The 26033-nt window shown below is 67.1% G+C and carries 26 protein-coding genes; 11 read left to right on the top strand and 15 right to left on the bottom strand.

Annotated elements, in window-relative coordinates; all coding sequences use genetic code 11:
• Window positions 1-352 precede the first annotated feature (352 nt).
• From flgA to flgN, 3 genes are all read left to right on the top strand, one after another.
• Window positions 353-1051 carry a flagellar basal body P-ring formation chaperone FlgA gene (gene flgA / locus LV475_RS08020; RefSeq protein WP_250106112.1) on the top strand — a complete coding sequence of 233 codons (699 nt, stop codon included), beginning with the start codon at window positions 353-355 and terminating at the stop codon, window positions 1049-1051.
• A 193-nt stretch (window positions 1052-1244) separates the two neighbouring features.
• Complete coding sequence (gene flgM, locus LV475_RS08015; protein WP_250106111.1) at window positions 1245-1562, top strand: flagellar biosynthesis anti-sigma factor FlgM; 318 nt, start codon at window positions 1245-1247, stop codon at window positions 1560-1562.
• 148 nt (window positions 1563-1710) lie between these two features.
• On the top strand, window positions 1711-2208 hold the full coding sequence (flgN, locus tag LV475_RS08010) for a flagellar export chaperone FlgN (protein WP_250106110.1): 498 nt from the start codon (window positions 1711-1713) through the stop codon (window positions 2206-2208).
• 29 nt (window positions 2209-2237) lie between these two features.
• Here the strand turns inward: flgN and rsmD are convergent, their stop codons facing one another.
• A complete protein-coding gene (rsmD, locus tag LV475_RS08005; RefSeq protein ID WP_250106109.1) occupies window positions 2238-2843 on the bottom strand; it encodes a 16S rRNA (guanine(966)-N(2))-methyltransferase RsmD in 606 nt (201 codons plus the stop codon).
• Between the two features lie 180 nt (window positions 2844-3023).
• On the opposite strand from rsmD, the gene ftsY reads away from it, so the two are divergent.
• The 4 genes from ftsY to rpoH all read left to right on the top strand — a co-directional run bounded on the left by ftsY (window position 3024) and on the right by rpoH (window position 7086).
• On the top strand, window positions 3024-4235 hold the full coding sequence (gene ftsY, locus LV475_RS08000; RefSeq protein WP_250106108.1) for a signal recognition particle-docking protein FtsY: 1212 nt from the start codon (window positions 3024-3026) through the stop codon (window positions 4233-4235).
• A 170-nt stretch (window positions 4236-4405) separates the two neighbouring features.
• Complete coding sequence (ftsE, locus tag LV475_RS07995; protein ID WP_136866640.1) at window positions 4406-5077, top strand: cell division ATP-binding protein FtsE; 672 nt, start codon at window positions 4406-4408, stop codon at window positions 5075-5077.
• Window positions 5074-6036: a cell division protein FtsX gene (locus LV475_RS07990; protein ID WP_136866641.1), complete on the top strand. Its 963-nt coding sequence runs from the start codon at window positions 5074-5076 to the stop codon at window positions 6034-6036. The genes ftsE and LV475_RS07990 overlap by 4 nt, the downstream gene beginning before the upstream one ends.
• Before the next feature lie 165 nt (window positions 6037-6201).
• Window positions 6202-7086, top strand: a complete 885-nt coding sequence (rpoH, locus tag LV475_RS07985) for an RNA polymerase sigma factor RpoH (RefSeq protein WP_136866675.1) — start codon at window positions 6202-6204, stop codon at window positions 7084-7086.
• A 294-nt stretch (window positions 7087-7380) separates the two neighbouring features.
• Here the strand turns inward: rpoH and ccoS are convergent, their stop codons facing one another.
• From ccoS to LV475_RS07940, 9 genes are all read right to left on the bottom strand, one after another.
• The gene (ccoS, locus tag LV475_RS07980; protein WP_136866642.1) at window positions 7381-7635 is read right to left on the bottom strand and encodes a cbb3-type cytochrome oxidase assembly protein CcoS; all 255 of its coding nucleotides are present in this window, start codon (window positions 7633-7635) and stop codon (window positions 7381-7383) included.
• Between the two features lie 155 nt (window positions 7636-7790).
• Window positions 7791-8705 (bottom strand): protease HtpX, encoded by a 915-nt coding sequence (gene htpX / locus LV475_RS07975; protein ID WP_136866643.1) that lies wholly within the window; start codon window positions 8703-8705, stop codon window positions 7791-7793.
• 228 nt (window positions 8706-8933) lie between these two features.
• Window positions 8934-11168: a DNA topoisomerase IV subunit A gene (gene parC, locus LV475_RS07970; RefSeq protein WP_136866644.1), complete on the bottom strand. Its 2235-nt coding sequence runs from the start codon at window positions 11166-11168 to the stop codon at window positions 8934-8936.
• Window positions 11169-11217: 49 nt separating this feature from the next.
• A complete protein-coding gene (gene lptG / locus LV475_RS07965; protein ID WP_169303559.1) occupies window positions 11218-12315 on the bottom strand; it encodes an LPS export ABC transporter permease LptG in 1098 nt (365 codons plus the stop codon).
• A complete protein-coding gene (gene lptF / locus LV475_RS07960; protein WP_136866646.1) occupies window positions 12302-13393 on the bottom strand; it encodes an LPS export ABC transporter permease LptF in 1092 nt (363 codons plus the stop codon). Before lptF ends, lptG begins: the two co-directional genes overlap by 14 nt.
• Before the next feature lie 4 nt (window positions 13394-13397).
• Window positions 13398-14825: a prephenate-dependent tRNA uridine(34) hydroxylase TrhP gene (gene trhP, locus LV475_RS07955; RefSeq protein ID WP_197039208.1), complete on the bottom strand. Its 1428-nt coding sequence runs from the start codon at window positions 14823-14825 to the stop codon at window positions 13398-13400.
• 122 nt (window positions 14826-14947) lie between these two features.
• On the bottom strand, window positions 14948-15565 hold the full coding sequence (locus LV475_RS07950) for a pyridoxamine 5'-phosphate oxidase family protein (protein ID WP_136866648.1): 618 nt from the start codon (window positions 15563-15565) through the stop codon (window positions 14948-14950).
• Between the two features lie 63 nt (window positions 15566-15628).
• Entirely contained in the window at window positions 15629-16195 is a 567-nt protein-coding gene (locus LV475_RS07945) for a DsrE family protein (protein ID WP_136866649.1), read from the bottom strand.
• A gap of 167 nt (window positions 16196-16362) precedes the next feature.
• Window positions 16363-16782, bottom strand: a complete 420-nt coding sequence (locus tag LV475_RS07940; RefSeq protein WP_136866650.1) for a hypothetical protein — start codon at window positions 16780-16782, stop codon at window positions 16363-16365.
• Window positions 16783-16878: 96 nt separating this feature from the next.
• On the opposite strand from LV475_RS07940, the gene hemB reads away from it, so the two are divergent.
• Window positions 16879-17877, top strand: a complete 999-nt coding sequence (gene hemB / locus LV475_RS07935; protein ID WP_156228067.1) for a porphobilinogen synthase — start codon at window positions 16879-16881, stop codon at window positions 17875-17877.
• On the opposite strand, the gene LV475_RS07930 is transcribed toward hemB, so the two are convergent.
• Genes LV475_RS07930 through LV475_RS07915 form a run of 4 tightly spaced genes read right to left on the bottom strand, consistent with a single transcriptional unit; the run spans window position 17870 to window position 21386 of the window.
• Window positions 17870-18517, bottom strand: a complete 648-nt coding sequence (locus LV475_RS07930) for a DUF2238 domain-containing protein (protein WP_136866652.1) — start codon at window positions 18515-18517, stop codon at window positions 17870-17872. The two genes, hemB and LV475_RS07930, sit on opposite strands and share 8 nt — an antisense overlap.
• The gene (locus tag LV475_RS07925; RefSeq protein WP_136866653.1) at window positions 18517-18954 is read right to left on the bottom strand and encodes a VOC family protein; all 438 of its coding nucleotides are present in this window, start codon (window positions 18952-18954) and stop codon (window positions 18517-18519) included. Before LV475_RS07925 ends, LV475_RS07930 begins: the two co-directional genes overlap by 1 nt.
• A gap of 24 nt (window positions 18955-18978) precedes the next feature.
• Window positions 18979-19968 (bottom strand): DUF697 domain-containing protein, encoded by a 990-nt coding sequence (locus LV475_RS07920; protein ID WP_136866654.1) that lies wholly within the window; start codon window positions 19966-19968, stop codon window positions 18979-18981.
• 32 nt (window positions 19969-20000) lie between these two features.
• On the bottom strand, window positions 20001-21386 hold the full coding sequence (locus tag LV475_RS07915; RefSeq protein ID WP_136866655.1) for a YcjX family protein: 1386 nt from the start codon (window positions 21384-21386) through the stop codon (window positions 20001-20003).
• Between the two features lie 326 nt (window positions 21387-21712).
• On the opposite strand from LV475_RS07915, the gene LV475_RS07910 reads away from it, so the two are divergent.
• A complete protein-coding gene (locus LV475_RS07910) occupies window positions 21713-22741 on the top strand; it encodes a cation diffusion facilitator family transporter (RefSeq protein ID WP_169303561.1) in 1029 nt (342 codons plus the stop codon).
• Window positions 22742-23099: 358 nt separating this feature from the next.
• Here the strand turns inward: LV475_RS07910 and LV475_RS07905 are convergent, their stop codons facing one another.
• Window positions 23100-24722, bottom strand: coding sequence for a methyl-accepting chemotaxis protein (locus LV475_RS07905; RefSeq protein ID WP_250106107.1), 1623 nt, complete (start codon window positions 24720-24722; stop codon window positions 23100-23102).
• 244 nt (window positions 24723-24966) lie between these two features.
• On the opposite strand from LV475_RS07905, the gene LV475_RS07900 reads away from it, so the two are divergent.
• A complete protein-coding gene (locus LV475_RS07900; RefSeq protein ID WP_136866657.1) occupies window positions 24967-25182 on the top strand; it encodes a YjfB family protein in 216 nt (71 codons plus the stop codon).
• A gap of 89 nt (window positions 25183-25271) precedes the next feature.
• The gene (locus LV475_RS07895) at window positions 25272-26000 is read left to right on the top strand and encodes a sulfite exporter TauE/SafE family protein (RefSeq protein ID WP_250106106.1); all 729 of its coding nucleotides are present in this window, start codon (window positions 25272-25274) and stop codon (window positions 25998-26000) included.
• Window positions 26001-26033 lie beyond the last annotated feature (33 nt).

Here is a 26033-nt window from a genome sequence, read left to right as displayed (position 1 = left end):
TGACGCGGAATGTGGCGGGAACACAATTGGTGTTCGTTATTAAACCGGCGTATCGGCGCGACGGGCGCAATCTTTAGCGTCTCATCGCATCCCTTCCCACAACGGCGCTGGCTATCGCCGCACCAAAATTGAAAAGGGGTAAGGGCATGGTAGCGCAGTCGACCACCGGTTGCCCCACGCAACCGCCCGGGCCTCCGGACGCGCGCCGGTTCAAACGGCTGGCATGGTAAGTGCTTACTACGTCGATGCAAGGCAAACCACAGCCCGAGGACGTAACGGTTTACAGATGAGTCGTCTTAACTCACACATCAAAGCAACCCGCCACGCCCGCGCCGCGAACCGGATGAGCGGCATGCTGTTGTCCGCCCTGCTCCTATTGGCGCCGACACTACTCCAGGCGGCGCCGGGCGAGCCGCCGGAGACCGTCCAGGCCCAGGTCGGCCAGGCCATGGACGCGTTCCTCGCGGCCCAGGGCAGCGGGAACGACCGCCTGACGCTGCGCGCCGGGCGCCTCGACCCGCGGCTGCGCCTGGGGGTGTGCGATCAGGCGCTGGAAATCAACGAGGGCCGCCCACTGAATCTCAATCGGGGACGCCAGACGGTGAAGGTCAGTTGCCACGGCTCCTCGCCCTGGCGCATCTACGTCCCGGTCGAACTCACCCGGCGACAGCAGGCCGTCGTCGCGGCCCGGCCGTTGTCTGCCGGCGACGTGCTATCTGCCGAGGACCTCGACCTCGCCACCGTGGACGCCAATCGCGCGCGTCGGCAGTACTACACCGACCCCGCGGAACTTATCGGCATGGTGGCCACCCAACCGCTACAATCGGGTCAATTGGTCACCGCCCACAACCTCGGCATCAATGCCGTGGTCGAACGCGGCGACATCGTCGCCATCCAGATCGGCCGGGGCGGTTTCGTGGTGGGCTCGACTGGCGAGGTGCAGGGTCGCGCTGGCGTCGGCCAGCGGGTGAAGGTGAAGAACACCGGCTCGGGCAAGGTGATCGAGACGGTCGTGATCGACAGCCGCACCGTCGAGGCGATCGGCGGCTGACGCCACACCCCGTCACGACGAACGGAAAACGTACGAACCTCGTCCCGCAGACGTATTTCAGTCGGGGCTAAAGTTTTCCGCCCACCGGCCGATGTTCAAGGGCGAAGGCGATTTTACGTTAACCTAGACGCCTGCCAGCCCGGCCCGTGCCGCGGCGCGGACACATCGTCCGAGACAGGAAGGATCAAGCATCATGGCAAACGAAATCAACGGCTTTGGCCCGCGCAACCTGGGCCCGAACGGGTCAGTGGACTCGTCCCGCGGCCGGACCGAGGCCAAGGGCGAGAGCCAGCGAGCCTCCGGCAGCGCGACGAACGGCATCAAGGAGGATGACGCCGTGACGCTCTCCAGTGGGGCCTCCCAGCTCCAGGAAATGGGCCGCGCGATGGCCGAATCCGCCCCCTTTGACCAGGCCAACGTCGATCGGATCAAGGATCTGATCAGCCAGGGCGAATACCAGATCGATTCCAGCCGCATCGCCGAGAAGCTGCGCCAGTTCGAGACCCTCTAAGGGCGCGGAACGCAGCGCCGGCGCGATGCCAGGAAACACACCCCGGCGGGCGTTCCCGACCGGGGTGCTTCTATTGGGCGTCCACAATTCGTATGCTCACGCTGCCATCCATGACAATCCGGCAGAAGCCCCAAGCAGGCACCCATCGATGACCCAGTTCGATTCCGGCAACCCCGCCGACAACAGCCCCTCGACCAGCGACTGGCTCGCCGCGATGCTCGAGCCGGCGCAGGCCCTGCTCGACGAGCATGAGACCCTCGCCGGGCTGCTGCGCCGGCCGGAAACTCCGTCACTCGACGAGTTCGACGAGGTCTTCCGCCGGATCCGCGAGCACAACGAGAAGCTGGCCCATGCCGAACAGGCCCGGCTGGACTGGCTCGCCGCGCAGGGCGAGATCGACACGGACGCGGCACTCCAGCATGAAGACGGGCAGACACGGGCCCACTGGGAGCAACTCAAGGAGACGGCACGGCGGTTTCGCGACCTATCCGAAACCAACCTGATGGCCCTGCGGCGGATCGATCACTTCCTCGGCGAACGAATCGACTTTCTCACCCAGCGTGACGAGCCGGCCGGCTCGCTCTACACCGCCGGCGGCACCGAACGCAATACCGGTCGAGGCGGCCGCACCCTCGGCGACGCCTGATCGTCGGCGCCGGCACCCGGCACACCCCGTCAGCCCGCCCGCTCGAGCAACAGCGACCGACTTTCCCCGGCCCGCGTCTCGCGGCTGACCACGAATCGCTCGGGGAGCCGCAGGGACTCCGGCGCCCCGCTCTCGACGAACACCCGGGCATCCTCGGCAAGCCAGGGGGCCTCGGCCAGCGCCTCGAGCGCCTCCTGAAGCAATTCGGGCTGACGAAACGGCGGATCGAGGAACACCAGGTCGATCGGACCCTCGAACCTCTGGGGCGGAGACGACCACCAGTGACGGGCATTCATGGCCCAGATCGTGAAACGTTCCGCCGGGGCATCCAATCGAGCCAGGTTTTCCTCGAGCGACCGTGCCACGCGCGCCGAGCGTTCGACGAACCCCACCCAGGCGGCTCCACGGGACAACGCCTCGATCCCGAGCACACCACTGCCGGCGAACAGGTCGAGCACCCGCCAACCGGCGAGATCCTGACCCAGCCAGTTGAACAGCGTCTCGCGCACCCGGTCGGGGGTCGGGCGCAAATCGCGGGCCGGGGGGAAACGCAGGCGGCGCGAGCGCCACTCCCCACCGATGATGCGCACCTGTTCGCCGCGCGCCGGGCTTCTCCCCTTGGGGGTGCTGGGCATGAGGACACTCCTTGCGAATCGCGTAAACGTCGGGCGATCAAGGGCGCCTGAACCCCCGACCGGCAATGGCCGCATGATAAACTCCGTCGGCGCCATGCGGGCCAGTGCCAGTTCACGGCCACGCCACGCCGGGACGCCCCGGCAGTCATCCGCCGCGAACCCAGGTAGACAAGCAACGTCATGTTCGGATTTCTCAGACGCAAGAAGCGCAAGAACGACGCCACCGAGGGCCAGGGCGAGGTCGACCAGCCCGCCGTCGAGACCTCGACCGGCGATGACGAGCCCACCCCGCCCGAGCCGGCCTCGGAACACGGCACCCCCGCCGAGCCGCCCCCGATCCACGAGGAACCGGCCGCCACGCCCGCCAATGACCTGACCGTCACGGAGCCGGACACGGGGCGTCAGGAATCCGACACCGCCCCATCCACCCCGAGCGAGCCTCCGACCCCGCGCCCCACGCCGGAACAGTCTGGCTCGCTGTTCAGCCGGCTGGCGAAGACCCGCTCGGGCCTGACCGAAGGGCTGGGCGATCTCTTCCTCGGCAAGAAGCGAATCGACGACGACCTGCTCGAGGAGCTGGAAACGCGCCTGATCATGGCCGACGTCGGCCAAAAAACGACCGCGGCCCTGATCGACGAGCTGACCGACGAGGTCAGCCGCAAGCACGTCAACGACCCCGAACACCTGTTCGAGACCCTCTACCTCCTGATGATCGAACGCCTGGAGGCGGTGCAGCCCGACGAACCGCCGGCCCGTCGCCAGGCGGGTCGCCCGCACGTGATGGTGGTCTGCGGCATCAACGGCGGCGGCAAGACCACCAGCATCGGCAAGCTCGCGCATCGCTTCAAGGCCGAAGGCCGCGACGTGACCCTGGCCGCCGCGGATACCTTCCGCGCCGCCGCCGTCGAGCAGCTGATTCGCTGGGGCGAACGCAACGACGTCCGCGTGATCGGCGAACCGGGCCGTGGCGATCCGGCCTCGGTGGCCTTCGATGCCGTCAGCTCGGCCAAGGCGCGCGGCAGTGACATCCTGATCGTCGATACGGCCGGCCGCCTGCACACCCAGTCGGGCCTGATGGACGAACTGGGCAAGCTGATCCGCGTGATCGGCAAGGCTGAACCCGAGGCGCCGGACGAGGTGCTGCTGGTCATTGATGCCAGCATCGGGCAGAACGCGCTGGTCCAGGCACGCCAGTTCAATCAGGCCGTCAAGCTCACCGGGCTGATCGTCACCAAGCTCGACGGCACCGCCAAGGGCGGCATCGTCTTTGCCATCGCCGACGAACTCGGCCTGCCGATTCACTTCATCGGCGTTGGCGAGAAAGCCGAGGACCTGCGCCCCTTCGAGCCGCGTGCCTTTGTCGACGCGCTGCTCGACCGTCAAGCCGACTGAGCGCTTCGCCCTGAGCCGTGACCGCGAATGCGCCGACCAAACACCGAGCGGGCGAACCGAGAAAAGTGGAAGGAGCCGCGCCGTGACCGACCAGACAGAGCAAGCCGATTGCCGGGAAACGAACGAGGTGGCGACACCAACATCAAACGGCCCACGAGGTGCCCGCCGCCATGATTGAGTTCGCCAACGTTTCCCGTCGCTACGCCAACGGGCAGTTCGGCCTTCAGGACATCAGCTTTCGTCTGCCGGCCGGGCGCATGGCGTTCCTCACCGGTCATTCCGGCGCCGGCAAGTCGACCCTGCTACGACTGATCCCGGCACTTGACCGCCCCACCTCGGGCAAGGTGCTGATCGGCGGCTATGACTTGAACCGGATGGGGCGCCACCAGTACCCCAAGCTGCGCCGGCAGATCGGCGTGGTCTTCCAGGACCACCACCTGCTCGCCGACCGGCTCGTGTTCGACAACGTCGCCCTGCCCCTGCAGGTCTCGGGCTACCTCCCCGGCGACATTCGCCGCCGCGTCGACGCCGCGCTCGACAAGGTGGGACTGCTGGGCCGTCAACGAGCCCGGATCGAGGAGCTTTCCGGCGGTGAACAGCAGCGGGTCAACATCGCCCGCGCGCTGGTCAACCGGCCACGCATCCTGCTGGCCGACGAGCCGACCGGCAACCTCGACCCCGACCTGTCCCGTGACATCTTCGACCGCTTCTTCGAGTTCCACGCCGTGGGGGTCACCGTGCTGATCGCCAGTCACGACGTCGAGCTTCTCAAGCAATACCCGGTACCGCGCATCGCCCTCAACCAGGGCCGCATCAGCGCCTTCGAGGAGGCCGAGTCATGAGCGCGCCGGCCCACCACGAGACCCGTGGCACCCGCGAGAAGAGCCGCCACCCGCTGGCCGCCTGGCGTCGGCACCACCGCCAGTGCCTGCGGGGCGCACTGGCACGGCTGATCCGCCGCCCGGTGGGGGCCTGGGCCACCATCCTGGTGCTGGGCGTGGTGCTCAGCCTGCCCGCCCTGGTGATGACCCTGGGCCACCAGGTCGAGCGATTGGGCGCCATCTGGATGAGCGATGCCGCTCGCATGGATCTCTACCTCGCCCCGGGAACGGACGAGGCCGAGCGACAATCGCTGCGCGACTGGCTGGACAGACAGGCGACCGTGGCCGAACAGCGTGTCATCCCGCCCGAGGAGGGCCTCGAGACGCTGACCGAACGCCTGCACATGGATGGCTTGGAGGGTCTGGATTCGAATCCGCTGCCCTGGGTCATCGAACTGACCTTGAGCGACGCCCGCCCGGACACGCGCCTGGCGCTGGCCGAGGGGCTGCGCGAGCAGTCGGCCGTCGCCGAGTTCTCCTCCGGGGGCGAATGGATCGAACGCCTCGAGCAGATCCGCGCCTTCTTCGACGAACTCGGCTGGTGGCTCCTGATCCTGCTGGGGCTGACCGTGGTGTTCGTGGTCGGCAACACCCTGCGCCTCGAGCTGCACGAGCGTCGCCGCGAGATCGCCCTGATCGCCCTGATCGGTGGGACCGAGCGCTACATGCTGCGCCCCCTGCTCTACGACGGCACGCTGACGGGGTTGCTGGGCGGTCTTGTGGCAAGCGGCCTGGTCGCCCTGGCGGTCTCGGTGACCGCCGGCCCGATCGAGCGCTTTGCCGCCTCCTACGGCGCGGCGATCTCGCCGCAAATCGACCCGACGCTGGTGCTGCTACTGATGACCGCCGGGGCCCTGCTCGGGTGGCTGTCCGCGCAAGTCATCGGTCGCTTCTACATCGGCCGGCTGAGCACTCCATGATTTTTTTCGATTGGTGCATTAGTCTTTTCACTCTGAGCAGGGGCGAGGGGAACTTGTCCCGGGTTTAGCACTCTCATATCGCGAGTGCTAAAATACGGGTTCACGAGACGATTGGGATACTTGCAGCGAGGCGAGAACGACAGCATGCAGACAGCAAGCAACCAGATGATCGACAGCAAATCGCGGGGCCTGACCCCGTCAGCCGGCATGACCATGCCGGTCATGGGCGATTCGCTGTCGCAGTACCTCAACGAGGTGCGCCGTCTGCCCGTCATCTCCGTCGAGGAGGAACAGGCGCTGGGCCGGCGGCTGAAGGAAACCGGTGATATCGAGGCGGCACAGAAGCTCGTCCTCGGTCACCTGCGTTTCGTCGTGCATGTCGCCCGGGGCTACCGGGGCTACGGGCTGCCGCTGGCCGATCTGATCCAGGAAGGCAACATCGGCCTGATGAAGGCGGTCAAGCGCTTCGACCCGGACCAGAAGGTGCGCCTGGTGACCTTCGCGGTGCACTGGATCCGGGCCGAGATCCACGAGTACATCCTCAAGAACTGGCGCATCGTCAAGGTGGCCACCACCAAGGCGCAGCGCAAGCTGTTCTTCAAGATGCGCCAGATGAAGAACTCGATCGGCTGGCTCTCCAAGTCGGAGGCCGAGGCGGTCGCCGAGGAGCTCGACGTCCCCGAGCGCGAGGTCATGACCATGGAGGCGCGCCTCTACGGGCGCGACATGGGCCTCGACACCCCGGCCTACGACGGCTCGGAAGATGGCGACGGCCCGTCCTACGAGCAGATCCTGGTCGACCAGGACGCCCTGTCGGTCGAGGACATCGCCTCCCAGCGCGACGAGGACGACCGCGTCGAGGCGATGACCGCCGCGCTCTCGATGCTCGACGACCGCAGCCGGGATATCCTCTCCCGCCGCTGGCTCGACGAGCCCAAGGCCACCCTGCAGACCCTGGCCGACGAGTACGGCGTCTCGGCCGAGCGAATCCGCCAGATCGAGACGGCCGCCCTCAAGAAGCTGCGCACCGCCCTGCCCCAGCCGGCCTGATCCCGGTCCGGCCCATGCGGGCTGGAAACAGCCAGGCCAACAAACCGGCAAACAAAAAAGCCACCGCGGATCACCGCGGTGGCTTTTTTCGTGGCTGACCCAGCGCGCAATACGCGCGGGCGATCAACCGAAGAAGACGACGCTCAGGAAGCTCAGCCAGGAAAACACGATCAGGCCGACGATGAACGTGAACGCGAAATTGTCGAAGTTGAAGAAGTCTTTCATGTCTGGTTCCTCCCGTTGTTGGCCGTATCCTAAACCAGCCCCACGGCAATGTCACTAGTTGGGTTGGGGTTATTCCTCACCGGAACGCGGTGATTTCCCCGCCGTTTCTTGACGCGTTCGGCCTGCGCCCTCGGCGTCGGGCTCATCCGCCTCTTCGGTGGCCTGGTTGGTCGGAATCTTCGGATCGTCATCGTCCATGAGAATGCGATGCGCCGGCCCCTCCAGGTCCTCGTACTGGTTGTTCCGGATCGCCCAGAACGCGGCCCAGACCAGCCCGGCGACCACCAGCATGCTCAGCGGCACGAACAGAAACAGGACTTCCATCGCGTTACTCCGTCACGGTGTCGACGTAGCGAACGGCATCCGCCACCCCTCGACAAGAAGGCCCGCGCTTGGCGGGCCTTTCGTTCCGGCCCCGCGGGGCCGGCAATTGTCACCCGCCGTCAGCGGGGTTTCAAATCACGCTCACGGGGCCTTGATCAAGCAACCTGGGCCTGGCCGCTGGCCGCCCGCAGGGCGGCGATCCGCTCGTCGAGCGGCGGGTGCGACATGAACAGCCGACCGAACTTGCCACCCCGACCGAAGATGCCGAAGGCGGTCATCTGCGCCGGCATGTCCGACGGGCGATCGTAGTTGAGCTTGAGACGCTCGAGCGCGGCGATCATCTTCTCGCGACCGGCCAGGCGTGCTCCGGCGTCATCGGCCCGGAACTCGCGCTGACGGGAGAACCACATCACGATGGTGCTCGCGAGAATGCCGAAGACGATCTCGGCGACGATCGTGGTGACGAAAAAGCCGATGCCCGGCCCCTCCTCGTTCTTGAGGATCATGCGATCGACAAAGAAGCCCACGATGCGGGCGAAGAAGATCACGAAGGTGTTCACCACGCCCTGGATCAGGGTCAGCGTGATCATGTCGCCGTTGGCGATGTGACCGACCTCGTGGCCGAGCACCGCCTCTGCCTCGTCACGGGTCATGCTGGAAAGCAACCCGGTAGAGACGGCAACCAGCGCCTTGTTGCGGCTCGCGCCGGTGGCAAAGGCGTTGATCTCCGCCGACTCGTAGATGGCCACCTCGGGCATGCCGATACCGGCCTCGCGTGCCTGGCGCTGCACGGTCTCGACCAGCCAGCGCTCGCCCTCGGAGCGCGGGTTCTCGATCACCTGGGCGCCGACGCTCTTCTTTGCGATCCACTTGGACATCAGCAGCGAGATGATCGAGCCGCCGAAGCCGAATACCGCCGCCAGCACCAGCGTGGAGGTCAGGTTGATCGTGCCCGCCTGGTAATCCATCGTCCGGCCTAGACCGAAGACGCTGGAAATCACGAACCAGACGATCATCAGCACGACGATCACGGCCAGGTTGGTCAGCAGGAACAAGCCGATGCGTTTCATCTCTACCTCGGGTATGAGTGGTTGATCTTCTTCCGGTGTGCCTGGCTCGATGCGCGTTAACCCGCGCATCCGAGCCATTCGCCGGCAAACCGCGACTCGCGGTGCGAGACGCAGCCTACCCCAATCTGGGGTGCCACGGTGGGTTTTTCAAGCGATTTTCACAGCGCCGGGCTACTGGTTAGCCGGGCGTCGGGTCGAGCCCGGCAGAGGCGTGCCGATGCATCCGCCTCAACCGCCCGCCGCGGCAGCCGCCAGGGCATCCACGCGGGTCAGGCCGCGCGGCAGGCTGCGACCGCGGGCGGCCCGCTTGCCGCGATACAGGGCCAGGTCGGCGGGCTTGATGGTCATGGTGCGCGCCCCGGCGGTGACGCGCAGGCCGTCGTCCTCGCCGAGGGCCGCGACCGCCACGACCTGCGCACCGCTTTTCAGGGACACGAGCTTGTTGCCCTTGCCCTTGGCGAGCACCGGCAGTTCGTCGGCCTCCATGACCAGGACGTGCCCGTCGCTGGTGGCCACGGCCAGGTAGTCGAATGCCTTGCCCGGCAACACCGGCTGGCCCGGTGCCACGCCCTTTGGCAGGCTGAAGATCTGCTTGCCGGCCCGCTGGCGCCCGACGAGGTCGCCCATCGAGGTCACGAAACCGAACCCGGCCGGTGACCAGAGGAACACCCGCTGGTCGGACTCGCCCATCGCCAACGCGGTGAAACGCGCACCCGAGGGTGGCGTGACCCGGCCGGTGACCGGCTCGCCCTGCCCGCGCGCCGACGGAAGCGTGTGCGTGGCGAGCGTGTAGGCACGCCCCGTGTCGTCGAAGACCACGGTCGGCTGGGTCGACCGCCCGGCAATGTGGGCCTGGTAGCCGTCGCCCGACTTGTAGGACAGCGACTCGGGATCGACGTCGTGCCCCTTGGCCGCGCGGATCCAGCCATTCTGGCTCAACACCACGGTGACCGGCTCGGCGGTCATCAGGCGGGTCTCGTCGAGCGGCTGGGCCGATTCGCGCGTGACCAACCGCGAGCGGCGTGCATCGCCGTACTCCTTGGCATCGGCGACCAGCTCGTCGCGCATCAGGGCACGCAGGGCCGACTCGTCGGCCAACAGCGTGCGGATGCCGTCGGCCTCCTCGGCGAGCTCGGCCTGCTCCTTCTTGACCGCGATCTCCTCGATCTTGGCCAGCTGGCGCAGGCGGATTTCCAGGATCGAGTCGGCCTGCAGCTCGGTCAGCTCGAAGCGGGCGATCAGCTCGGCCTTGGGATCCTCGGCCTCGCGGATGATCGCGATCACCTCGTCGATGTTGAGAAAGGCGATCAACAGGCCGGCGAGTACCTCGAGACGGCGCTCGATCTTGGCCAGCCGCCATTCCAGCCGCCGGCGCAGGGTCGTCTGACGGAACGCGAGCCACTCGGTCAGCATCTCCTTGAGGTTGAGCACCCGCGGCCGACCGTCGGCCGTGATCACGTTCATGTTGATCCGGTAGCTCTTCTCCAGATCCGTGGTCGCGAACAGGTGCGCCATGAGCGCCTCGATGTCGACCTGGCGACTTCTGGGCACGATCACCAGCCGCGTGGGCGACTCGTGGTCGGACTCGTCGCGCAGATCCGTGACCAGCGGCAGTTTCTTGGCGTGCATCTGCCCGGCGATCTGCTCGAGCACCTTCGAGCCCGACACCTGGAACGGCAGCGCGGTGACCACGATCTGGCCGTTTTCCATCTCGTAGCGGGCCCGCTGGCGCACGTTGCCGGTGCCGGTCTCGTACATCCGGCGGATGTCCTCGGGCGGCGTGATGATCTCGCCCTCGGTGGGAAAGTCCGGTCCCTTGACGTGCTTGCACAGGGTCGCGACCTCGGCCTCCGGGTTCTTGATCAAGGCCACGCAGGCATCGACCACCTCCTTGAGGTTGTGCGGCGGGATGTCGGTGGACAGACCCACGGCGATGCCGGTTGAACCGTTCAGCAGCACGTTGGGCAGGCGCGCGGGCAGCAGGGCCGGCTCCTTGAGCGAGCCGTCAAAGTTGTCGACCCAGTCGACCGTGCCCTGGTCGGCCTCGGCCAGCAGCGTCTGGGCGTAGCGGGTCAGGCGCGATTCGGTGTAGCGCATCGCCGCGAAGGATTTCGGGTCGTCCGGGGAGCCGAAGTTGCCCTGCCCGTCGATCAGCGGGTAGCGGTAGGAGAACGGCTGGGCCATCAGCACCATGGCCTCGTAGCAGGCCGAATCCCCGTGCGGGTGGTACTTGCCGAGCACGTCACCCACGGTGCGGGCGGACTTCTTGTGCTTGGCCAGCGCCGAGAGCCCCAGCTCGCTCATCGCGTAGACGATGCGTCGCTGCACCGGCTTCAAGCCGTCGGCGACGTGCGGCAGCGCCCGGTCGAGGATGACGTACATGGCGTAGTTGAGGTACGCCTTTTCCGTGAAGGCGCCGATCGACTGGCGCTCGTATTCGTTGTGGCTCGGGTCTTCGAACATGCGGGTCCCTATGTGTTCCTCTGCGTGCCGGATCGTGCCGTCCCGATCGTCAACCGGCAGGTCGTCGGGCGCGCGGTGTCGCCCGATACAATGCCACCACTCCCGCGATCGAGAACAGGGTCGGCGGCAGAATCGTGCTCAGGATCGGGGAGATATCGTAGGCCGGCGCCAGTGCCGAGACGATCTGGGTGAGCGTCATGTAGGCCACGCCCAGCAGGATGGCGATGAACAGCCAGCGCCCGGCCGAGCCGCCGCGCTGGGCGACGAAGACGAACGGCAGGGTCACCAGCAGCATCGCCAGCACCGAGATCGGCTGGACCACGCGTGACCACATGGCCGTGGCGTAGACCGAGGCATCCAGCTGGTTTCGCTCGAGATAACCGACGTAGTCGGCCAGCTGCGCGACGTTCATGTAGCGCGGATTGAGCGCGGCGATCTCGAGTATCTCGCGGTCGAACAGGCGCTGTTCGATCGCGGTGTGCCGCTCGACACGCACGGCCGAGGCCGGATCGTCGATCGGCAGGCGCGTGTCGATGACGTCCTCGAGCCGCCAGCGATCGTCACCCAGGCTCTCGGCGCGGCCGGCCTCGATCACCCGCTTCGGACGGCTGTCCGCGCCCAGCTCGAACACCCGCAACCCGAGCAGTTGGCCGTCGACCAGCGCGCGCTCCACGTTCACGATCCGGTCGCCCTCGCGCAGCCAGAAACCACTGGCCAGATCGGTGCTCACCTCGCTCTCGGTGGCCGCCGCGCGCATCTGGTTGGCCTCGGCCTGCCCCCAGGCGCCGATGGTCTCGCCCATGGTGGTGCCCAGCGCGGCGAGGATGACCCCGGCGATCAGTACCGGCCGGGCCAGGCGCAACAGCGACATGCCGGTCGCCCGCATCACCGTCAGCTCCGAGTGGGCCGCCAGCGCGCCGAGGCTCAACAACCCGCCGACCAGCACCGTCACCGGAAACAGCTCGTAGAGATACCCCGGGGTGCTCAAGACGACGAACTGCAACGCCTGAATGGTGGTATAGCCCGGCCCGATCTTGCTGAACTCGTCGATCATGCCGAACACGAGGATCAGCACGCCGAAGGCCGCGGAGGCCGCCAGCCCGCCGGTCACGACACTGCGGATCAGGTAGCGATCAAGCGTATTCACGGCGTCCCTTCCACAAGCTGCGCAATCGTCCCCAGCCGCCACGCGCCGACCAGAACAGCACGCCCCACAAGAGCAGGAACCCGCCATGGGCCAGCACCACGGCGCCGGCCAGGCCGTAGTGGTTGGCCTCGATGCCGTCGGAAACCAGCGGCACGACGTTGAAGTACAGGGCGTAGATCAAGAAGGCCCAGAACAGGCGGCCGTAACGACCGCTGCGCGGCGGCGCCTGCGCCAGCGGGATCGCGATCAGCACCAGCACCAGGGCGATGATGCCCTGCGACAGGCGCTCGAACAGCTCGGCGTGGTCGTTCGGGTTGCCCGAGGCCCACAATTCGCCGGACGAACGCACCCGGACCTGCCCGCCATCGGCCTCCGTCTGGCCCGGCAGGCGCATCAGGTGGCGCTCGTAATCGAGCCGATTCCAATCGGCCGCCCCGACCGTACCGCCGATGCGTCGGCCGTCCTCGAGGGCGATGTAGCGCTGGCCATCCTCCTCGACCATCACGCCCGACGGCGCGCTCTCGACCGCGATCGAGCCATCCTCGGCACGATCGAACAGGAAGATGCGCTGGTAGCCGCCGTTTTCGGACGCGCCCACGTAGGCGACCAGCCGGCCCTCGTTGGCCTCGATGAAGCGGCCGACCGGCACCTGCTGGCCGATGTAGTCCGATTGCGCGCCCTCGACCATCCGGTCGCGCGCCTGTTCGGCCATGGGCCAACCGAACAACGAAATCCAGGCGGTCAGCAACGCCAGCGGAATCCCCAGCGGCAAAAGCGACCCGGTGATCCGCCACAGACCGAAACCGCTCGAACGCATGATCGTCTGCTCACTGTCGCGGTTGAGCCGCCCGAGCGCGAACATCAGGCCGATGAACGTCGCCACCGGGACGACGTACATCAGCATCTTGACCAGGTTGAACCCAAGCAGGTTGGGCACCAGCGCGGCCGGCAACGTGCCGTCGGCGGCAAGCGAGAGCGCGCGAGCCAACAGGTTGGTGGCCATGATCAGCATCAGCACGGTGGTCACCGCGCCGATGGAAATCAGCGCCTCGCGGCGCAGGTATCCGGCAAGCCGCACGCCGTCAGTCGGCCAGGTTGCGGGCGATCAGCCCGTAGCGCAGCCGGTCGCCGAAGGCCTCGGCCCCTTCCGGCAGGCGCAGGCGTACCCGCCAGCCGCCGCCCGGCGCCTCATCCAACGGCTCGCCCTCCAGCGTCTGCATCTCGGCGAGCTGGTCGACCCGGTTGCCGTCGGGGAGCAGGAACGTGACCTGGTCGCCGACCCGGAGCTTGTTCTTGACCTCGACCCGGGCCCAGTCGCCCTCGATCTCGCTGATCTCGCCGACGAACTGCTGCTGACGGCTCTTGGAGACGCCCTCGATGTAGTTCTGGTATTCCTGCGTGTGGTGGCGCTTGTAGAAGCCGTCGGTGTAACCGCGGTTGGCGAGGTTGTCGAGATCGGCAATCAGCTCCTCGTTGAACGGTCGCCCGGCCATGGCATCGTCGATCGCCTGGCGGTAGACCTGCGCGGTGCGGGCGACGTAGTAGTGCGACTTGGTGCGCCCCTCGATCTTGAGGCAGTCGACGCCGATGTCGACCAGCGCCTGGACGTGCTCGACGGCGCGCAGGTCGCGCGAGTTGAGGATGTAGGTACCGTGCTCGTCTTCCTCGATCGGCATCTGCTCGCCGGGGCGGCTCTTCTCCTCGAGGAGATACACCTGGTCGGCGAGCGGATGGCGTTCCTGATCGCCCATCGCGCCATCCCGCATCGGGTTGGCCGCGTTGAGCGCGTCCAGCGAGATGGGCTTTTCCTGGGGTTGCTCGGACGCCGGCTCCGGACGCACCACGCCGGAGATATCCTCGGCGGCGTTCTGCGGCGTGTATTCCCAGCGACAGGCATTGGTGCAGGTGCCCTGGTTCGGGTCGCGGTGGTTGAAGTAGCCCGACAGCAGGCAGCGCCCCGAGTAGGCGATGCATAGCGCGCCGTGGACGAACACCTCGAGCTCCATGGTCGGGCACTTTTCGCGGATCTCGCGGATCTCGTCCAGCGACAGTTCGCGCGAGAGGATCACGCGGGTCACGCCCACCGACTCCCAGAACTTCACCGTGGCCCAGTTGACCGTGTTGGCCTGCACCGACAGGTGGATGGGCATCTCGGGGAAGGCCTCGCGCACCATCATGATCAGGCCGGGGTCGGCCATGATGAAGGCATCCGGCTTCATCGCGACGATGGGCTCCATGTCGCGGATGAAGGTCTTCAATTTGCTGTTGTGCGGCGAGAGATTGACCGTGACGAAGAACTGCTTACCCGCGGCGTGCGCCTCCTCGATGCCGATGCGCAGGTTGTCCTCGAGGAAGTCGTTGTTGCGCGCGCGTAGGGAATAGCGCGGCAGGCCGGCGTAGACGGCATCGGCGCCGTAGGCGAAGGCATAGCGCATCGACTTGAGCGTGCCCGCCGGGGAAAGCAGCTCGGGCGTCTTGCGGGTGGTGCCGTTGGGGGAGGCCTGGGGCATGCCCTGAGTCATAAGAAGGTGGCTCCGGATCGATCGGGTGCGTGTGTGGCGCGCGATTCTAACAGGTTGACCGACAAGGCCCGGCGGGATTCCCCGCCACGAGGTCAATTCCCGGGGCTCAATCAGTAGAGCGTGCGGGCCTGGCGCTCGTCGAGCCCGTCATCGTAGACCGCCGCCTCGATGCCGGAGTCGGGCACCCCGGCGAGCATCTCGCCGGCACTCGGCGTCCGTGCGGCCAGCGTCCGGCTGTCCGGGTCCCAGAGACCCGCGCGCAGCAACGCCCGGGCGCACTGGAAGTAGACCGTCTCGATCTCGACCACGATGACGCACTGCGGCGGCTTGCCCTTCATGGCGGTCCGCTCGAGCAGGGTCGGGTCGGTGGTGATCCGCGCCCGACCGTTGACGCGCAGCGTCTCGTTCTTGCCGGGCACCAGGAACAAAAGCCCGATGCGCGGATCCTCGACCAGGTTGCGCAGACTGTCGATGCGGTTGTTGCCGCGGCGTTCGGGCAGCGCGATGCGCCGCTCGTCGAGCACCTCGACAAAGCCGGCCGGGTCACCGCGCGGCGAGCAGTCCAGCCCGCCGGCCCCGTGGGTGGCCAGAACAAAGAACGGCGAGGCCTCGATCAGCCGGCGGTAGACCGGCACGAGGCGGTCGACCTCCTTCTTGATCGCCGCCTCGCCGGGCGTGTCGAACAGGGACTCGAGTTCGTCGAGCGAGCGGATCTGATGCGGGTCCAAAACGGTTTCCTCGGGACTCTCAAGCGTGCCCCAAGGATACGGCAAAACCCGGCACGACGACCGTCAGCGCATCGATTCGATCGACTGCGTGCGTACGAACACCTCGGGCTTGATCACCGCGTAGCCCTGCTGCTGGTAATGGACCAGGTCGGTGAAGGCCGACGGCACCAGGGTAATGAAGTCCTGGAAGTCCTCGCGGTCGTAGTCGTAGTCCTCGGCGGCCAGACCGCAGACGTGGAAATCCACCCCGAGGTTGGCGTAGTAGCGCATGCGGGCGACCGCGTCCTCGTACTTCGCCTCGTTCTTCTTGGCCACGGTGACGATCTCGGTGCCGTGGATGATCACCACGATCTCCATGTCGAGCATCGGGTCCATGTTGTACGGACTGGCCTGCAGCGGGTTGATCAGCGAGCGCACCCAGTACAGGGCGGCGTTGATCTTGGCCGGATCGTCGAGGTAGAAGTCGTAGACCACCCTCGGCGGCTCGTAGTCGGGCGTGGCGACCTTGGCCTGCGCCCAGGCCGAGGAGGCGCCCAGCAGGGACCCGACCGAGGCGAACCCAAACAGGGCGAACCACAACAGGAAGGCCGGCACCGCGAGTGTCCGGGCGGGAAGGATCTGGCGTTTCATGGCGACCACCTCTCGTCGTTGCGCTAAGCGCGCCCGAATGAGCGCCGGCGACGCATCGCGGCGGCCAATCGGGCCGAGGGAGACTGCCGCTCCCTCAAGTCAAGAGTAGGCCATCAATCACCTCGCGTTGCTGGGAAAACAACGCCTTGCGATTCGTTCGCCGGCTTTCAATCCTCGCGACGGGCGCAGGCGGGGGTGTCGTCGGGGCACTCGACCGCTTTCGCCACCCGGTCGACGAACTCGCCCACCTCATCCGGGCTCAGGACCGACAGCATCCGGCTCATGATCGAGGGCTCGATCGGGGCGAAGCTCGACCGGCCGTCCGCCAGCGTCACCCATACGCCCGCGGAAATGGCGGCCTCTGCCCGGCCGTCACGAAACAACTCGGCCTCGGCCGCCTGCGTTTCCTCCTCGTACCAGCCCTCGATCCGGTCGACCAGCTCATCGCTGATGTCATCGGGAATCGAGATGGTCGTGGCCTCCTCGGCCATCGGGTCGCGCGAGACGGAGACCGACAGCCCCTCGGCCTCGAGCCGCTTGACGAATCCCGCGCCGCGATCCGGCGTCAGAAACGTGAACTCGTACATGCCTCCCTCCTGCTTGTCGCTTGCCTCGCCACGAGCGACGAGACCCTTTTGCTATCCTAACGGGCCTTCATTCAGCAACGCCAACCGGAGCCGTCCATGACGTTCTCGCGCGCCTTCCCCGCCCATCGCCCACGCCGCATGCGTCGCGACGCCTTCAGTCGCCGCCTGATGCAGGAGCACACGGTCTCGAGCAACGACCTGATCCTGCCGGTGTTCGTACTCGAGGACCCGAACGGGCGGGAGCCGGTCGAGTCGATGCCCGGCGTCGAGCGCCTCGGGATCGAGAACCTCTCGCGGCTGGCCGAACAGGCGCTGGAGCTGGGCATCCCGGTACTGGCGCTGTTCCCGGTCACCCCACCGGAGGCGAAATCGGAACAGGCCGAGGCGGCCTTCGACCCGGACGGGCTGGTGCAGCGCACCGTGCGGGCACTCAAGGAGCGCTTCCCCGAACTCGGCATCATGACCGACGTGGCGCTCGACCCCTACACCACCCACGGCCAGGACGGCATCATCGACGCGACCGGCTACGTGCTCAACGACGAGACCGTCGAGGTGCTGGTCCGCCAGGCCGAATCCCACGCCGCGGCCGGCGCCGACATCGTCGCGCCCTCGGACATGATGGACGGGCGCATCGGCGCGATCCGCGCGAACCTTGAGGCCAAGGGCCACATCCATACCCGCATCATGGCCTACAGCGCGAAGTACGCCTCCGCCTTCTACGGCCCGTTCCGCGACGCCGTCGGCTCGGCGGCGAACCTGGGCAAGGCCGACAAGACCACCTACCAGATGGATCCGGCCAACGGCAACGAGGCCCTGCACGAAGTGGCCGCGGATCTCGCCGAGGGCGCGGACATGGTAATGGTCAAGCCGGGCATGCCGTACCTGGACGTCATCTACCGGGTGAAACAGGAACTCAAGGCCCCAACCTTCGCCTACCACGTCTCCGGCGAGTACGCGATGCTCAAGGCCGCCGCCGAGCGCGGCTGGCTCGACTGGGACAAGTGCATCATGGAAACCCTGGTCGGCTTCAAGCGCGCCGGCGCCGACGGCGTACTCACCTACGCGGCCATGGACATCGCCCGCCAGCTCAAATAACGGTCGGGGTTCGGCCACGGCGTCCGGCCAGTCGCCCGATTTGCCGGTCATGCCACCGACCGAAGGCGGTGATCGCCACCAGCGCACCCAGCAGGGCAAAGGCCATGTCCGACTGGGCATCCCAGGGATCGCCCTGCGTGCCGAGAAACTCGACCGCCCCGCCCCCGGCGACCACGGCCACGCCCCACTCGATCAGCTCGTAGACGGCGCTCACCGTCACCGCCACGCAGATCGCGAGAAAACCGACCATCCAGGTGCCACGGGCAAACCGGCCGCGAATCAGGATTTCACGGGCCAGCAAGGCCGGCACCACCCCCTGAAACACATGCCCGATCTTGTCGTAGGGATTGCGGGCAAGGTCGAGCCAGGCCTGGATCTCGAAGCCCAACGGCACGCGGGCATAGGTGTAGGCCCCGCCGTAGATCAACACCAGGGCGTGCAGGAAAATCAGCACGTAGAGCAGCGCGGTAAGCGGGAATTGCCGGCGGGTGAACCACAGGATCGGCAGCGCGATCACCGCCGGGGCGACTTCAAGCACCCAGGTAGCGCGATCGTGGGGATCGATGCCCGAGAGCAGCAAGGCGACGAACACCAGCACGGTGCCGCCCGTCAGCAGCCACCGCCTGCTCTCCGCCATCATCACACGCCCTCTCCTGTTGCCAGCGACACGCTGCCCGCCGCGTCCATCGCCCAGAACGGGTTATGGGCCACCTCCCAGAGATGCCCGTCCGGGTCGGCAACGTACCCCGAGTAGCCGCCCCAGAATGTCTCCTGCGCGGGCTTGACGACCCGCCCACCGGCCCGTTCGGCCTCGGCCAGCACGTGATCGACCTCGTCTCGCCGGCGCACGTTGTGTGCCAGGGAAAACCCGGCAAAGCCGCTGCCCTGGGACGGGACCCCGGCATCGGCGGCGAGTGCCTCGCGTGGATAGAGCGCCAGCACCATGCCGTTGAGCTGGAAGAACACCACCGACTCGGCCGCCTGACCGACCGACCAGCCCAGCCCCGTCTCGTAGAAGGCCCGCGAGCGGGCCAGGTCGGCCACCCCCAGGGTGATCACGCTCAACCGCTGTTCCATGCCCGCCCTCCCGATCGTTGGTGGCTAACGCGTCCCGGACGAACGCTCGCGGATCGCGCCGAGGATCAGTTTCGCCAGATTGCGATCGACCAGGGGCTTGTGCTCCGGGGCGATGCGCGAGGCCCGCATGGCCTGGCGGCCGATGCGCAGCGAATACAACGCCACGGCCACGCCCTGGCCGGCCCGGGCGCCGAGGTTGACCATCAGGTTGGCGGCCCAGCCCTCGCTGGCCGAATCGAGAACGGTCTCGGTGGCCGAGGCGAAGGCCATGTTCTGCAGGATCATCCGGTAGAGGCGCCAGCGGGCCGGGAAGGAGAGCGTCAACCCGTAGATGCCGGCAATGGCATTGACCATCCGCGCGTTGCGCCAGGCCACCAGCAGCAGGTCGAGCGCGGGATAGGGGCTGGCGGCAATGAACAGGCCGGTACGCACCACTTCGCGATGGATCAGCGCCCGGGCCCGGGCATCCTGCTCGGCGTAACCCCGCTCGAGGGCCACCACCAGCTCGGTGGCGTGGCTGCCGGCATCGATGCCGAGCAGGTTTTCCTCGAAGGTCCGCCGTTGCGGGTTGTCGGCGAGCAGGTGCTCGGCCGCCTCGCGCAGCTCGACCACCGACTGGCCCATCTCGCCCTCGCGCTCGGCCTCGGCCAGCCGGCGGTTGAGGTGGGTGATCGCATCGATGTGATGCCGCTGGCGCCAGGCCCGCCAGATCAGGGCCAGACCGGCCCCGCCGACGCCCACGCCGATGGCGAAGATCACCCAGCCCAGGGCCGGGTGCGTGGCGTGCGCCCACCAGATTGCCTGCAGCCAGTTGATGGTGATCCAGGTGATCGCCACCACGCCCAGCAGGGTCGCCACCCAGGGAACACCGCGGCGCGGTTCGATCAGGTCGGCGACGTCCTCGGACGATTCCTCGTCGTACAGCGCCTCGGTATCGACATCGGGCACCGAGTCGCCCTGCGCGTGGATGCGGGTGGCCAGATGGCCGCCGCGCGGTGGTTGCTCGTCGTTCATTGCAGGCCCTTAGGGGTAAATGGCGTCATGGATCAGGACTCGCCGATCAGGAAGTCGAGCAGGGCATCGACCCGACGGCCGGGGAAGGCCCGGGCCCGATCCAGCCCGGCCGGCGGCGCCAGCGTCGGCAGGTCGTCGATGGCAAGATCCAGGTCATGCGGCATCTGCTCGGGGATGGTCGGCGGGGTAAAGGCGATCTTCTGCCGCGAGCTCTTCTCGGTACCCACCAGCATGGGGCGACCGCGGGCATCCTCGCGCGGCTGGGCGGCGGTCACCGCCGAGACGGCGAACAGGCGCAGCTCGATGTCCTTGCCGGCCAGCCGCTGGGTCAGCTCGAACAGATAACTGTCGAGCAGGCGGGTGAGACGGGCCTGATCGGCGGGCAGCAGGTGATCGATCTGCGTGGCGACGATCGCCACCCGGCGAATGCGGCGCGTGAACAGGTTGCCCAGCCAGTGCCCCTCGCGGTAGCGGAACGGCTCGAGGATCGATTCCAGCGCCGCGCGCATGTCCGCCAGCGCCGACCGGCCGCTGCGCAGCGCGCCGAGCAGGTCGACCAGGATGACCTGCGCATCCAGCCGACCGAAGTGCGATTCGAAGAATGGCCGCGCGATCCGGTCGCGGTAATAGGCGAAATGGCGCTGACAGACCTTGCCCCAGGAGCCCTCGGGATAGTCCTCCGAGGGCTCCGCCACCACGCTCGGCAGTGGCAGGAATGGCATGGCGTCCGGGTCGAAGCCCTCGCCCGGCATCAGCCAGCGCCCGGGGAGGTTGCGTGACAGGCGATGCGGCGGCAGCCGGCTGTCGGCCAGCATCATCGACCAGCGCCCGGCAAGTGACGCCAGCTGCTCGGGGTCGACCGGCGCGGCCGGATCGATCGCCTGCAAGTCCTCGAGCAGCCCCGGGGCGATCGCCCGGCGCGGACTGCGTGCCAGCCAGTCGGTCCAGTGGGCGCTGTACTCGGCAAACGACCAGTCGAGCAGGGAGAGATCGAGCAGCCATTCGCCCGGGTAGTCGAACAGCTCCAGGCAGCGGCGTCGCGGCCGCAACGAGTACCAGCGCCGATCGTAGTCCAGGGTCAGTCGGGCGATCGACCAGTCGCGGGTCGACTCGGGCCAGCTCGGTGGCTGGCCGGTCAACGCGGTCAAGGCGTGGTCGTAGTCGAAGGCGCGCTCGATCTCGCGGTGCCAGCGACCGTGACGGATGGCGGCAAGCCCCGCCTGCTCGGCGAGCGCGCCGCGACGGGCATTCTCCAGGTGATTGATAATGGCCGTGATCAGGGTCGACTTGCCGGCCCCCGACAGGCCGGTGATGCCGATGCGCGTGACCGGGCAGCCGGCGAGCGTTCGGGATTGCCGCTGCTCGTCGCTCATGAAGAGATCAACCGAAAACGTGGAGGCCGGGGTGTCATGGCTCATCACCTGTCGCGCGTTGCATTCGAGGCCATCGCCCGGGGATCCCCGGCGACGACGGCGGTAGCACGATGGTAGACGAGCCGGTCAAGGCCCCAAAGCGCCATGAGCGAGCCATCCCGCGCACGGCACCCGACGATCAAGCCCTTGAGGTCGGCCTCGCGAACACCGAGGGAAGGTGCTGAGCGTGCCGGACTGGCGGACGGCGGCGGGGTGCAGTAAAATGGGACCAATCCAGTTCGGTATTAGTCCCGACTAACTTTCCGGCGGCGAATCAGCGACGCTTCGCCCCGCCGGCACCGTATCGACCCTGACTAGGCGGCGATCACCCCATGTCCAATCCCCACGCCCAGCTGCTGCGCATGGTCACCACCGCGTCGGTGACACTGGCCCTGACACTGATCGCGCTCAAGCTCGCGGCGAGCATCACCACCAATTCGGTGAGCCTGCTGGCCTCGCTGATCGACTCGACCATGGACCTACTCGCCTCGCTGGTCACGCTGGTGGCGGTACGGATCGCCCTGCAACCGCCCGACGAGGACCATCGTTACGGGCACGGCAAGGCCGAGCCGCTCGCCGCGCTGGCCCAGGCGACCTTCATCGCCGGTTCGGGCGTCTTCCTGATGATCCAGGCGTTGCAGCGCCTGATCCGACCGCAGGAGCTTTCCGCGATCGACTGGGGCGTGGGCGTGATGATCTTCTCGATGGTCGCCACCCTCGCGCTGGTGAGCTTCCAGCGCTACGTGATCGCCAAGACCCGCTCGCCGGCGATCAAGGCGGACGCGGCGCACTACACCATGGACTTCCTGGTCAACGCCTCGACCATCGCCGTGCTGATCCTTGCCGGCTACGGCGTGGTGTGGCTCGACCCGGCGTTCGCCGCCGCGGTGGGCGTGTTCGTCCTCTACAGCGCCTGGAAGCTTGGCCGCGAGTCGCTCGACCAGCTGATGGACCGCGAGGTGCTCGACGGCACCGAGATGCGGGTGGCCCAGATCGCCACCGCGCACCCGTCGGTGCACGCGGTCGACCAGATCCGCACCCGGCTGGCCGGGCGCACCATGATCATCCAGCTGTACCTCTACCTCGACAATCACATCGATCTCAATCGCGCCCACCAGATCGGGGACGAGGTCGAGGCCCGGCTGCTGCGCACCTTCCCGGGTGCCGACGTGATGATCCACGAGGAACCCGTCTCGGCCTGGGAGCCGGGACGCGGCCCCTCGCCCATGCGCATCGAACCCCTGACCACGCGCCGCCCGCGCGCCGGCCAGTGCGAGACCTGTCGCGATCTCACCGATACCCGCCCCAGCCTCTGGCGCCGCCTGCCGCTGATCAACCGCCTGGTCCGCGGCCCGCTCTGATCACCCGGCAGCGAGTCGCCTGACTAGGGAAACTCCGCACGAATGCCATACCGCTCTGCGTGCCTTGAGCCGGGCAGGTGCAAGGCGCTCGTCCGCCGCGGAAGAGTCATTCTCTTTCCAAGGACGACAACGCAGCAGATGCCCGGCTCAAGGCGCGCCCTGCGGGGCCTGGCGAGTCGCCCGTGCTCGGCGTTGCGATGTCTTGACGTGGCCACCGGCACGCCGGCGACATCGCGCCTTGATCACGAACGACTCGCCAGGCCAGAGCGGCATGGCATTCGTGCAGAGTTTCCCTAGCAGCCCAACGAAAAAGGCCGGCATCGTGCCGGCCTTTCTGCGTGGGTCACCCCATACCGCCTCAGGTCTTGAAGCGGTTGACCAGCCCGTCGAGATTCGACGACAGCCGGGTGAGATCGCCACCGGCGGTGGACACCTGCTGTGAGGCATCGTCGAGCTCCTCGCTCTTGGCACGGATGCGCTCGAGGTTGCGGTTGACCTCCTCGACGGTGGCCGACTGCTCCTCGGCGGCGGTGGCGATCTGCATGGTCATCTCGTTGATGTGATTGACGTGGCGCACCACCGCCCCGAGGGACTCGTCGGTCTCGTTGACCGCCTCGAGCGTCGCCTCGCCCTGCGACTGGCTGACCTCCATCGCCTCGACCGTCTCGTGCGCCCGGTCGCGCAGCCCGTCGATAATGCCCTTGATCTCCTCGGTCGACTGCTGCGTGCGGCTGGCCAGGTTGCGCACCTCCTCGGCCACCACGGCGAAGCCCCGACCCTGTTCGCCGGCGCGGGCTGCCTCGATCGCCGCGTTCAGCGCCAGCAGATTGGTCTGCTCCGCCACGCCCTGGATCACGTCGAGCACCTTGCCGATGTCCTTGGTCTGCGACTCGAGCTCGCCGATCGACTCGGCGGTATTGCGCATCGAGCCCATCAGCTCGTGGACCGTGTCCATGGAGCGCTTGAGCGCCTGCTGGCCGTTGTGGGTGACTTCCTCGGTCTCGTTGGAGGCGCTGGCGGTCTGGTTGGTGTTCTCGGCGATCTCGCGCGTGGTGGCGGTCAGCTCCTCGATCGCCGAGGCCACCATCTGGGTCTGCTCGTTCTGCTCGTGGGTGCTCTCACGCGACTGGCGGGTGATCATCGACATCTCCTCGGCCGAGGCGGCAAGCTGGCCGGTCGAATCGGTGATCTCGCGCACCAGGTCGTGGATACGCTCGACGAAACGGTTGAAGCCACGCGAGAGCTTGGCGAACTCGTCGTTGCCGGTCACCGACAGCCGGCGCGTGAGATCGCCCTCGCCCTCGGCAATGTCCTCCATCGCGTTGATGACATGGTGGATACGCCGGGTGAAGTTGGCCATCACCAGCACCAGCAGGAAGATGCCCACGCCCAGCGCCACCGCGCCGATCACCAGCGTAGCCGCCCGCGCCTCGAGCATGTGGTCCTCGGCCGCCTGGGTACGCGCGTCCTCGCGCGCCTTGGCTGTGGCGATCAGCGACTGGATGTTCTTGCGGATCTGCTGCCAGTCCGGGTGCTCGTCCTGCACCAGGATCTGCTGGGCGCGTTCGATGTTGCCGGCATCAACCTGGTCGAAGACCGCCAGGCGCGCGGCCATCACGCGCTCCCAACGCGCCTCGATGTCATCGAGCAGGCCCTGGGCCTCGGCATTGTCCGCGGAGGTCAGCGAGCGGGCCTCGACCAGGGCGGCGCGCACCACCTCGTCGGTCTTGCCGGTAACCTTGATCGCCGCCTCGAGGTTGGGACGGAAGACCTTGTTGCGCGTCGCCACACCACCCAACAGGCCGTTGCTCATGATGTCCTGCAACGCCTCGACGCGCGCATTATCCTGCTGCTGAACCTGCAGGTACTGCTCAGAGATCGAATCCATCTGGATCAGCGCGTAGCCCAGCGCGCCGATAAACAGCACGGCGGACACGGCAAACGCCAGGAGGATCTTGGTGGTGTTGTTCAACCGGTTCATTGTGACTCCTTGAGACCGATGACTTGCTAGGGAAACTCTGCTCCACGTTTCGACCGGTTTTTCGGCCGAGGCAGGCGAATCTTTAGCCTGCCCACGTAAATAAGCAGAACCTTATGAAAGCGCGCCGTGGCGCCATTTCAGCAAGGGTGAAATTATCGGTCGGGGAGCGTACACTGAACGTGCGCTGGACGTGTTCACGACTTGTGATGCGTGCATAAACACACGTTTCGACGGAGGAGGCAGCATGGCCGACTCGGTATCCGCCGCCGGCAGCATGCAAACTGCCATGGCAAACGCACAGCTGACACAGGAAGTGGGCGTGCGCGTACAGAAACAAGCGATGGAAACGCAGGAACAGGCGATGGCGCCGCTGATCGACTCGATCGGCGAGAGCGGCGGCCAGACCAGCACCGCGGCCAGCAATGGTCCGGTCGGCGGCCAGATCAACACCTACGCCTGAACCAACCCGCCATTGGTCCCATGGACCAACGGTTCCGTCATCCCCGGCCCCGCCGGGGATTTTTCGTTGTCAGCCCCTCGCGAGGCCCCGTGGACGACATCACCCTTCTTCAGCTGCTGCTGGCCAACCTCGCGATCTTCGCCGGCGCCTTCCTGCAGGGGCTGGCCGGCTACGGCATCGGCACCCTCTCGGCCCCACTGCTGTTCCTGATCAGCCCGCTGCTCCTGCCCGGCCCTCTGATCCTCAACGCCGTGTTGCTCACCGTGCTGATCCTGTGGCGCAGTCGCGCGAGCCTGAGCTTCCGCCCGGTGCGCTTCGCCATCGGTGGCGATATCGTCGGCACGCTCCTGGCCGTGGTGACCCTGGCTCTGCTCACGCCCCGGGGCTTCGAGCTGGCCTTCGGCATCCTGATCCTGCTCGCCGTGGCCTTGAGCGTTATCGGCATCCACCCGGCCCTCAATCCGCGCAATTCGGTCATCGCCGGGGCCGCCTCGGGCTACATGGGCACGATCACCGCCGTGGGCGGTCCGCCGATCGCCCTGATCTACCAGAACGAAACGGGCCCGGTGGTGCGCGCCAATCTCTCGGCCTTCTTCCTATTCGCGAGCCTGGCAAGCGCCGTGGCCCTGTTCTTCTCCGGCTTTATCGGCCCGCGGGAATGGTGGCTGTTCGCCGCGTTGCTGCCCGGCACCCTGATCGGGTTTCTCACCTCCGGGCACCTGGTCAACCGCATCCCGTTCGGCGCGCTGCGCCCGATCATCCTCGGCATTGCGGCGATCGCCGGGTTGAGTGCCATCATCAAGGCCCTGCTGCCCTGACGTGATTACCGGAAGGCTGGCCTCGGCACGCTA

The organism is Guyparkeria hydrothermalis (assembly GCF_023555375.1).
Taxonomy (GTDB): domain Bacteria; phylum Pseudomonadota; class Gammaproteobacteria; order Halothiobacillales; family Halothiobacillaceae; genus Guyparkeria; species Guyparkeria hydrothermalis.
Note: the sequence above shows the minus strand (reverse complement) of the source record. Positions and strands in the feature narration are given on the sequence as shown.